The 9,504-nt window shown below is 47.4% G+C and carries 9 protein-coding genes, 1 pseudogene and 1 riboswitch; of the genes and pseudogenes, 8 read left to right on the forward strand and 2 right to left on the reverse strand.

Going from position 1 to position 9,504, the window contains the following annotated elements; translation table 11 throughout:
- The coding region (locus tag B1A75_RS18465; RefSeq protein ID WP_079936680.1) for an amidohydrolase at positions 1-829 on the forward strand (829 nt) is incomplete at its 5' end.
- A gap of 323 nt (positions 830-1,152) precedes the next feature.
- Here B1A75_RS18465 and B1A75_RS18470 read toward each other — a convergent pair.
- Both B1A75_RS18470 and B1A75_RS20455 read right to left on the reverse strand, forming a co-directional pair.
- Positions 1,153-1,348, reverse strand: a pseudogene (locus B1A75_RS18470) (tryptophan 2,3-dioxygenase family protein); the annotation flags it as partial.
- A gap of 180 nt (positions 1,349-1,528) precedes the next feature.
- A complete protein-coding gene (locus tag B1A75_RS20455) occupies positions 1,529-1,666 on the reverse strand; it encodes a hypothetical protein (protein ID WP_227412737.1) in 138 nt (45 codons plus the stop codon).
- Between B1A75_RS20455 and B1A75_RS20460 the strand changes: the two genes are divergently transcribed.
- The 7 genes from B1A75_RS20460 to B1A75_RS18500 all read left to right on the forward strand — a co-directional run.
- Positions 1,607-1,765 carry a group II intron maturase-specific domain-containing protein gene (locus B1A75_RS20460; protein WP_227412636.1) on the forward strand — a complete coding sequence of 53 codons (159 nt, stop codon included), beginning with the start codon at positions 1,607-1,609 and terminating at the stop codon, positions 1,763-1,765. The genes B1A75_RS20455 and B1A75_RS20460 overlap by 60 nt on opposite strands.
- 157 nt (positions 1,766-1,922) lie before the next feature.
- Positions 1,923-2,081, forward strand: a riboswitch (cyclic di-AMP (ydaO/yuaA leader).
- A 308-nt stretch (positions 2,082-2,389) separates the two neighbouring features.
- A complete protein-coding gene (kdpF, locus tag B1A75_RS20685; RefSeq protein WP_367779365.1) occupies positions 2,390-2,452 on the forward strand; it encodes a K(+)-transporting ATPase subunit F in 63 nt (20 codons plus the stop codon).
- Between the two features lie 66 nt (positions 2,453-2,518).
- Positions 2,519-4,201: a potassium-transporting ATPase subunit KdpA gene (gene kdpA, locus B1A75_RS18480; RefSeq protein WP_011232718.1), complete on the forward strand. Its 1,683-nt coding sequence runs from the start codon at positions 2,519-2,521 to the stop codon at positions 4,199-4,201.
- A 15-nt stretch (positions 4,202-4,216) separates the two neighbouring features.
- Entirely contained in the window at positions 4,217-6,250 is a 2,034-nt protein-coding gene (gene kdpB / locus B1A75_RS18485) for a potassium-transporting ATPase subunit KdpB (protein ID WP_011232717.1), read from the forward strand.
- An 18-nt stretch (positions 6,251-6,268) separates the two neighbouring features.
- Entirely contained in the window at positions 6,269-6,847 is a 579-nt protein-coding gene (kdpC, locus tag B1A75_RS18490) for a potassium-transporting ATPase subunit KdpC (protein ID WP_011232716.1), read from the forward strand.
- The gene (gene kdpDN, locus B1A75_RS18495) at positions 6,837-7,961 is read left to right on the forward strand and encodes a KdpD-like non-kinase potassium sensor (RefSeq protein WP_011232715.1); all 1,125 of its coding nucleotides are present in this window, start codon (positions 6,837-6,839) and stop codon (positions 7,959-7,961) included. The genes kdpC and kdpDN overlap by 11 nt, the downstream gene beginning before the upstream one ends.
- 869 nt (positions 7,962-8,830) lie before the next feature.
- Positions 8,831-9,504 (forward strand): amidohydrolase (locus B1A75_RS18500; protein WP_139761768.1); only part of this gene is annotated, 674 nt, incomplete at its 3' end.

Here is a 9,504-nt window from a genome sequence, read left to right on the forward strand (position 1 = left end):
TTTCTCCYAGCTGCGCGATGACATTCGCGGTGAAATCCGCTTTTTGTTCCAACACGCGGAAGAATTGTTCCCCGGCGGGGCGGAGGAGATGGTGCAAGCTGGTGTCATGGACGGGGTGGACGTCGTCATCGGCACTCACCTTTGGTCGCCGCTCGAGCGCGGAAAAATCGGCATTGTGTATGGACCGATGATGGCGTCACCCGACCGCTTTTTCATCCGCATCATCGGCAAMGGCGGCCACGGGGAGACGCCGCACCAAACGATCGATGCGATCGCCATCGGCGCGCAAGTCGTGACGAACTGGCAGCACATTGGCTCGCGCTATGTCGAACCGCTCGAGCCGCTTGTTCKGTCCGTGACGCAATTTGTGGCGGGTACGGCGCATAATGTCCTGCCTGGGGAGGGCGAAATACCAGGGACGGGGCGCACGTTCGATGAGACGCTGCGGCGCACGGTGCCGCAATGGATGGAGCGCATTGTCAAAGGGATCACCGAAGCGCACGGCGCCTCGTATGAGTTTCGATTTGACTACGGCTACCGCCCGGTCATCAACTACGATGAAGTGACCCGCGTCATGGAGGAAACGGCGTGCGAGCTGTTCGGCGAAGAGGCAGTGGCCCGCTTGAAACCGAACATGGGCGGCGAAGATTTCTCCGCCTTTTTGCAAAAAGCGCCCGGCAGCTTTTTCTACGTCGGCGCGGGCAATGTAGAAAAAGGCATCGTTTACCCGCACCACCACCCGCGCTTTACGATTGACGAAGACGCGCTTGAGATTGGCGTGCAAATGTTTGTCGCGGCGACGTTGAAACTGTTGGCGGGGGCGGAATAGCTGTTTTCGCTTGACATATCCAAGATTGTCAGTTCAAACGTTTGATCCTTGGGTGGCGGGATTGATTGGCGCCGCTGGGTTGCTCACTGCCATGGTGCCAGGGTCGATGATTTTAGTGACAGCATCAACGTTGTGGTGAGTTGGATTCCGTTTGGCCCAGTTACGGTGAAAGAAGGAAAGCGGGCGATGTAGGAGGAAAAGTTGGCGATTGGACATCGTGCTTATCAATGGACGGGGAAAGCAAAGAAGGCATGGAATGCATCCGTGCCTTCTTACATGCTTTATGGTTGTCTAACGTGCATTGAATCGCAACTTTTCATTTAATGTAACATGAGCTTCATCCAAAGTTCGCTTGTTTGGTGAATAAATGATAAATAGCATTTCATCATGATGAATCGGACAGTCGCCGCTGGCTTGACAAAATTTTATCAAGCTGAAGGCAGCCTGCATACGAATGTCCTCTTGAAAATCCGTGTGAATCCCTTCCTCCAGTCCGAATGGATCTTGAAAGTTCGTCATGTTGTTCGACCCCTTTTTCCAATTAGTAGATGGATCACGCTACGTTTACGATGATCGGTCAGCATTGGCCGCTGTTGTGTTTGACTGCGCGGAATAGTTTGCTGCAAGGTGCATTGCATGAACCTTTTTAAATGGCATATGCAATCGATAAGAAAATTAACCAAGGCACCCCAAATTGTTTTACACGATGTAACCCATGTCGTCCAACGCCTGAAACAGCGGATTCGACAACTGACGAATCCCAACTAGATCCTCTCCATGCAGGAGCACATCCAGCGAGTAAATCAATACATCATGGGATGGATCGGATATTTTCAACTCATAAACACCCAATGCTCCGTCTCTTATTGCATCGAGGGTCGAGAGGCATTTTGTTTGCCTAGTCACTGTCGAACTCGGGTGCTTGAAAATAGATGAAAAATAAAGAATAAATTAGTTAGCTTATGAAAAAATAAATGTAAAACGCTTTCTTGATGATTTTTCCGTTTATTTTCAAAAAAATAGCTAATTTTAGCTGTTTGACGGTATGGTGGACCAAGAGTATAATGAGCCTCAAATTAAATAACCATTCATTCCCTAAAGATCGCTGAATCCGAATAGGAGCGGGGGAACCAACCGTGGCTTTGTGCGCCACATGGGGTGAATCCTGTTCAGGACGCCTGTTCTGAACGGGTAGGGTGACTCTCATCACCCGAATCCGTCAGCTAACCTCGTAAGCGTGTTGAGAGAAGGGGGGTATTTCCTATGGCTTGACATAGGCAGCCAGATACCCTCTGGCTGTCTTTTTTTGTTCTTTTTTATAAAAAATATGTAATTTATGTAAAAAATAATAAATTTGGTTTGTTGAGAAATCTTCGTGTATGTATAAGTCAATGTTTCCGAACTTTAAGCGGAAAGATGACAAAAGGCGGAGGGATCACTGATGTGGGATGTGATGATGGTTGTTTTGCTTGTCGTGAGCTTTATTCTCTTTTATGAATTTTCTGTTTGGTGTGATTCCGTGGTGAATGGAGGAGAAGAACAATGATCTGGATAGTAGGGATGGTGATATTGGGGGTATTTTGCTATCTCGTATACGCACTTATTTACCCGGAAAAATTTTGAACTGACGGTCAGATAAATTCAGTTATGAATTGGAATATGAGTGATCACGCGTGAGGGGGAAGAAACATGTGGCATGTCTTTTCGCAATATACACTTATTTTCTTGTTGTTGATCGTTATCGCGGTGCCATTGGGAAAATATTTATATGTGGCTTTCTTTGAAAAAGGAAAGATCGATCGTTTCTTTTCGCCCATTGAAGCGGTGATTTATCGATTATCAGGTATTCGCTCACTAGAAGAGATGACTTGGAAGTCGTATTGTACAGCATTGTTGATCGTGAATGCGGCATTGTTAGGTATATCCTATGGGCTTTTGCGTATTCAACATTATTTGCCGCTTAATGGGGCCAAAGTGGAAAATATGGAGCCGACTCTTACGTTTAACACTGTGGTTAGTTTTATGACAAATACAAACCTGCAGCATTATAGCGGAGAATCTGGATTATCCATTTTATCACAGATGTTATTTGTGACGATGATGATGTTCACGTCAGCCGCCACGGGACTGACTGTTGCTACTGCTTTAATTCGCGCGTTGTCTAAAAAAGGAAAAACGATAGGGAATTTTTATCAAGATTTTGTGCGCGCGAATGTGCGTGTATTGCTCCCGCTATCTGTCATCGTAACGATCTTGTTAGTGGCCTTTGGGGTTCCGCAAACCTTCTTGGCCCGCATGGCTGTATCAACATTAGAGGGAGGCACACAAACGTTAGCGCTGGGACCTGTCGCTTCGCTTGAGTCCATCAAACACCTCGGGACAAACGGAGGGGGATTTTTCGGAGCGAACTCGTCTCATCCGTTTGAAAATCCTCATCCGTTTACGAACGTAATCGAGATGTTATCGATGTGGTGCATTCCAGCGGCTCTGCCTTTTACGTATGGTCATGCTGTAAAAAATCGCAAACAGGGGTGGGTATTGTTTGCGACAATGTTCGTTTTGTTCGTCATGATGCTTGGGGTTGTGTACAATGCGGAACAATCTGGGAATCCCCTTGTGGGCAAATCAGGATTTGCAGCTGACCAAGGAAATATGGAAGGCAAGGAAGTACGTTTCGGCATTCCGCTGTCCAGTTTATTTACGGCGATCACGACAGCGGCCACAACCGGGTCAGTCAACAATATGCACGATAGTTTGACTCCGATTGGGGGGCTCGTTCCGCTGGCATTAATGATGTTAAATAACGTGTTTGGCGGCGATGGGGTAGGGTTTGTGAACATCATGATGTATGCGATGATTGCCGTTTTTTTATCAGGCTTGATGGTCGGGCGTACACCTGAATTTTTAGGGCGCAAGATCGAGCCAAAGGAAATGAAGCTGATCGTCATCGCGTTGTTGCTTCATCCTCTCATTATTTTGGCGCCGTCAGCCATAGCGTTAATGACGCACATGGGGACCGAGGCAATCAGCAATCCTGGCTTCCACGGCATTTCGCAAGTGGTGTATGAATATACATCTTCGGCGGCGAACAATGGGTCAGGATTTGAGGGATTGAAGGATAATACGGCATTTTGGAACATTTCGACTGGTGTTGTCATGCTTTTGGGGAGATATGTTTCCATTATTGCGATGCTTGCGGTCGCTGGGTCTTTGGTCGGAAAACAGCCAGTGCCCGAAACCATTGGAACATTCCGTACCGATACAGCCACATTCGGCGTCATTTTATTTGGGACAGTGTTCATTATCGGAGCACTTACCTTTTTCCCTGTTCTGATCCTGGGTCCGGTGGCGGAATATTTAACCATTCGCTAAGGAGGAAACGTCGAGATGAGAGGGAATGACAATCGCCAATCACTGTTTCAGCCAGAGCTTGTGCGGCAAGCGGCAATAGAGAGCGTCAAAAAGTTAAATCCTCTTGTGATGATGCGCAACCCAGTAATGTTTGTCGTCGAGATTGGAACATTGATCGTGTTGCTTATGCTTTTGTTTCCTCGCTTTTTTAGAATAGAGGATTGGAAATATGAATTAGCGGTATTCGTCATTCTTTTGCTCACGATTTTATTCGCTAATTTTGCTGAGGCTTTGGCGGAAGGACGAGGAAAGGCACAAGCGGAATCGCTCAAGAAAACGAAAGCGGATACGATCGCCAAGCGGATCAGCGCAAAAGGGGAAATAGAACTGGTTGCGTCCACACAGTTGCGAAAAGGGGATATTGTTCTCGTCGAAGCCGGTGATCTCATTCCAGGTGACGGCGAAATCATAGAAGGGTTGGCGTCCATTGATGAATCGGCCATTACTGGGGAATCCGCCCCTGTTATTAAGGAGGCAGGGGGAGATTTCAGTTCGGTGACAGGCGGCACAAAAGTCGTCAGCGATTGGATTAAAGTAAAAATCACAGCCGACCCCGGCGAGTCTTTTTTGGATAAAATGATCTCTCTTGTTGAAGGAGCAACGAGGCAAAAAACGCCGAACGAGTTGGCGCTGAACATTTTGCTTGTGACTCTCACGCTCATCTTTTTGATTGTCGTTGTCACATTAGTTCCGATTGCCCGTTATGTCGGCATCCATTTGTCGATAACAACCTTGATCATCTTGCTTGTTTGTTTGATTCCGACGACCATTGGCGGCTTATTATCGGCCATTGGAATCGCCGGGATGAACCGCTTGACACAATTCAACGTGTTGGCGATGTCCGGAAAAGCGGTGGAAGCGGCAGGGGACGTTACAACTATCGTGCTTGATAAGACGGGAACGATTACGTTTGGAAATCGAATGGCCGCCCAGTTTATTCCTGTTGGCGGGACTACAGAGGAGCAAGTACGGGAAGCAGCCGTTTTGTCTTCGATTAAGGATGAGACACCTGAGGGGCGTTCTGTTCTTGAATTGGCGAAACAGCAAGGATGGAAAGCAGATGTTGCTGAGTATGAACACGAGGAGTTTGTCCCGTTTACTGCCGAGACAAGAATGAGCGGCATGAACGTTCAAGGCATTCCGTATCGCAAGGGAGCGGTGGATGCCATTTCCCGTCATGTCAAACAGCTGGGCGGCCGCATTCCAAGCGATTTGAAAGAAAAAAGCGAACAAATCGCTAAACAGGGGGGCACGCCGTTGGCTGTCTCCGTTGGAGCAGACATCGTGGGCATCATCTATTTGAAAGATACCGTAAAACCGGGAATGCGCCAACGATTTGATGAATTGAGAAAAATGGGGATCAAAACGATCATGTGCACAGGAGACAACCCACTGACCGCTGCAACGATTGCCAACGAGGCAGGAGTGGATGAGTTTATTGCGGAAAGCAAGCCGGAAGACAAGATTCGTGTTATTCGGGAAGAACAAGCGAAAGGGAATTTGGTTGCTATGACGGGGGATGGTACGAATGACGCGCCGGCTTTGGCGCAGGCGGATGTCGGATTGGCCATGAATAGCGGTACGATGGCGGCAAAAGAAGCGGCGAATATGATTGATTTAGACTCCGATCCGACGAAAATTATTGAAGTGATATCCATCGGGAAGCAACTGCTGATGACCCGGGGGGCATTGACCACATTTAGCATTGCCAATGATATTGCCAAATATTTTGCTATTTTGCCGGCTGTGTTTGTGGCCAGCATTCCGCAGATGAAATCGATCGATATTTTGCATCTGCATTCGCCAGCGAGCGCCATTTTATCCGCGTTAATTTTCAATGCGGTGATCATCCCTCTGTTGATTCCGTTGGCGATGAGAGGGGTGCGCTATCAACCGATGTCATCGGAAAAACTTTTGCGTAGAAATATGTTGATTTATGGAGGCGGAGGAGTCATTGCTCCATTCATTGGCATAAAGGTCATTGATCTTGCCCTAGGCCTGTTTATGTAAAAGAGAGGAGGATTTGGCATGAGAAATATTCGCCTTGCTTTGCTCATGATCGTTTTGCTTGGGCTCGGGTATCCGGCAGCGATGACGGGCCTTGCCCAGTTGTTATTTCCTCATCAAGCGAAAGGAAGCATTATTTATGAGAAGGGAAGAGCCATCGGTTCGGAATTGATTGGACAATCATTTCAGGGGGACTCCTATTTTCACGGCCGCCCTTCGTCGATTCAATATGATGCAAGTGCATCAGGTTCACCAAATTATGGGCCTTCCAGCAAAGAAATGATGGAACGGATGGAGAAAGATGCAGAGCAATGGTTGAAAAAAGTTCCTGGAAAGACGAAAAAAGATATCCCTATCGATTTAATCACCAATTCAGGATCTGGACTCGACCCTCATATTAGCCCGGCTGCCGCATTGTTCCAAGTGCCGATGGTAGCAAAGGCAACGGGATTATCGGAGCAACAATTGACCCGTTTGGTCAAGCAGCACATTGAAGGAAGAGCGATGGGCGTTTTTGGTGAACCGCGGGTCAACGTTGTGCGCTTAAATATGGCTGTTCAAAAATTAGTGGAGGAGCGTTCCAAACGGAATGAATCATAAATATAGACGAATGACTCCGGAAGAGATATTGAAGAAAATCGAAAATATGAAGAAAGGCCGCCTCAAAATTTATATTGGGGCGGCCCCTGGTGTCGGGAAAACATTTCATATGTTGAGGGATGCTCACGATGTGAGAGAAAAAGGGATCGATATCGTCATCGGAATTGTTGAAACACACGGACGGGCTGAGACAGAGGCAGAAATCAAAGACTTGGAAATCATTCCTCGCAAGAAAATCCATTATAAAGGAAAAGAATTTGCGGAATTGGATGTCGACGCGGTGATTCGACGCAACCCGGATGTGGTGATTGTGGACGAATTGGCCCATACCAACGCCCCGGGCAGTAAAAACAAAAAGCGCTATCAGGATGTACAAGAAATTTTGCAGGCGGGAATTCATGTTTGGACGGCAATGAATATTCAACATCTAGAAAGTGTTCATGATATCGTTGAGCAAGTAACAGGGGTCCAAGTGAATGAACGCGTGCCAGATTTTATGCTTAGGGAAGCCGATGAAATCGAAGTGATTGATATCACGCCGGAAGCGTTGCGCGAGCGCATTAAAGAAGGGAAAGTATATGGGAAAGAAAAAATTGATCAGGCGCTCAATCATTTTTTTCGCAAGGGCAATCTCGTTGCCTTGCGGGAGTTGACGTTAAGAGAAGTGGCCGATGATATTGAGATGCGTTTGGAGAAAGAGAGAGAAGAACAGGGAATTGAAGAACCGACCGGCATTCATGAAAAAATTCTAGTGTGTGTCAACTATCGGCCAAACGCTGAAAAATTGATTCGACGTGGATGGCGGATCGCTCAACGATTAAACGCCGAGTTATACATTTTGCACATTAAGCAGAAAAGACAATCGCCAGAAAGGACGATAGCAGAATGGGAGAAAATGGCTAAGCAATTTGGCGCCACTTTTCTCGTTCGAGAGGCTGCCTCGCGCCGTGTTGCCCATCAAATCGTGGATGTATGTCGAGAATATAAAATCACCCAGATTGTGATGGGGATGTCTGCTCGGACGAGATGGGAGGAAATATGGAAAGGATCGCTCATTAATGTAATTATGCAGCAACTTAAACATGTTGATGTGCTTGTTGTATCTGACAGATAGAGAAGAGGGGCATCTTTGATCATAGTTCCAAAAGAAGACTCCCGTTCGCAATTCAAGCAATAAGCGGAAGATGAATGTCGGCTGGCGCCAGCCAAAACGTATGATAAAATCAATGTGCATTGCGTACAGGCTGTTGACGGACTTAAGCGGCTAAGCAGCGCACGAGACGAGAGGAAATTCAAAGTGCACGCTGTGCATAGCATTGTCGTCGACCTCCAATCGTGCAAAAACCCCGGGGGATCGACGACAATCTTTTTACACACTTCAAGCCTACAGCCATCGTACATGAACACGATTGACAGAATTTTTGGATTATGGTATTCTGAAAATAACTTTGGAGCAAAAAGATTGATATATCAAGTGCTTTCTGGGGTTTTTATCGTACCTATGAGGGATTGAAACTATTCTCTCGCTGTCTTGGCGATTGGCTGGCTTCCGTTTTTATCGTACCTATGAGGGATTGAAACGCTACATTTGAAAGCTCTTGAGTAATTTTCAACTTGTTTGTTTTTATCGTACCTATGAGGGATTGAAACTATTCTCTCGCTGTCTTGGCGATTGGCTGGCTTCCGTTTTTATCGTACCTATGAGGGATTGAAACGCTGCATTTGAAAGCTCTTGAGTAATTTTCAACTTGTTTGTTTTTATCGTACCTATGAGGGATTGAAACTATCCGCTCATTGATGACCCACATTCCGGACATTTGAGTTTTTATCGTACCTGTGAGAGATTGAAACCTTCGTGTTTTGTGCGAACGATCGTCGCAATAAACGCTTTTCATCACACCGTAAGCAACTCCATGGAGCGCACATAGGTTTAAATCTGTGCGGTGGAGAGAGGTTAAGAGTTGGCGAAGATGACTGAAAGAGATGAATCAGCATTCGCGGGCTATGTCTGTGCGATACCGGCGATCCGCTTCTGCCGTTTGTTTTAGGCAGGAGTTTTTTATTGTTATACAGCCGCTTTATGTCCATCCCGAATTGTCGTTCCAGGAAGAGAAAACGGCGCAATTTGTGTACGAGACGCTGCAATCATTCGGCCATCTTGAGTTGTCGCGGCCGACGAAAACGAGCGTCATGGCGCGGCTCATTGGCCAACAGCCAGGCCGGGTCGTCGCCATTCGCGCTGATATGGACGCATTGCCGATTCAAGAGGAAAACACGTTTGAGTTTGCCTCAAAAAACCCAGGCGTGATGCATGCGTGCGGACATGACGGCCATACGGCGATGCTTCTCGGGACGGCGAAAATTTTCTCCCAGCTGCGCGATGACATTCGCGGTGAAATCCGCTTTTTGTTCCAACACGCGGAAGAATTGTTCCCCGGCGGGGCGGAGGAGATGGTGCAAGCTGGTGTCATGGACGGGGTGGACGTCGTCATCGGCACTCACCTTTGGTCGCCGCTCGAGCGCGGAAAAATCGGCATTGTGTATGGACCGATGATGGCGTCACCCGACCGCTTTTTCATCCGCATCATCGGCAAAGGCGGCCACGGGGCGATGCCGCACCAMACGATCGATGCGCTCGCCCGCGGAGCGCAAGTCGT

This window comes from Geobacillus sp. LEMMY01 (assembly GCF_002042905.1).
GTDB lineage: Bacteria > Bacillota > Bacilli > Bacillales > Anoxybacillaceae > Geobacillus > Geobacillus proteiniphilus.

Excerpts from the sequence above, each read along its gene's own strand:
- B1A75_RS20460 (WP_227412636.1), top strand. The coding sequence starts at position 1,607 with ATGCAGGAGCACATCCAGCGAGTAAATCAATACATCATGGGATGGATC.
- kdpA (WP_011232718.1), top strand. The coding sequence starts at position 2,519 with ATGTGGCATGTCTTTTCGCAATATACACTTATTTTCTTGTTGTTGATC.
- kdpB (WP_011232717.1), top strand. The coding sequence starts at position 4,217 with ATGAGAGGGAATGACAATCGCCAATCACTGTTTCAGCCAGAGCTTGTG.
- kdpC (WP_011232716.1), top strand. The coding sequence starts at position 6,269 with ATGAGAAATATTCGCCTTGCTTTGCTCATGATCGTTTTGCTTGGGCTC.
- kdpDN (WP_011232715.1), top strand. The coding sequence starts at position 6,837 with ATGAATCATAAATATAGACGAATGACTCCGGAAGAGATATTGAAGAAA.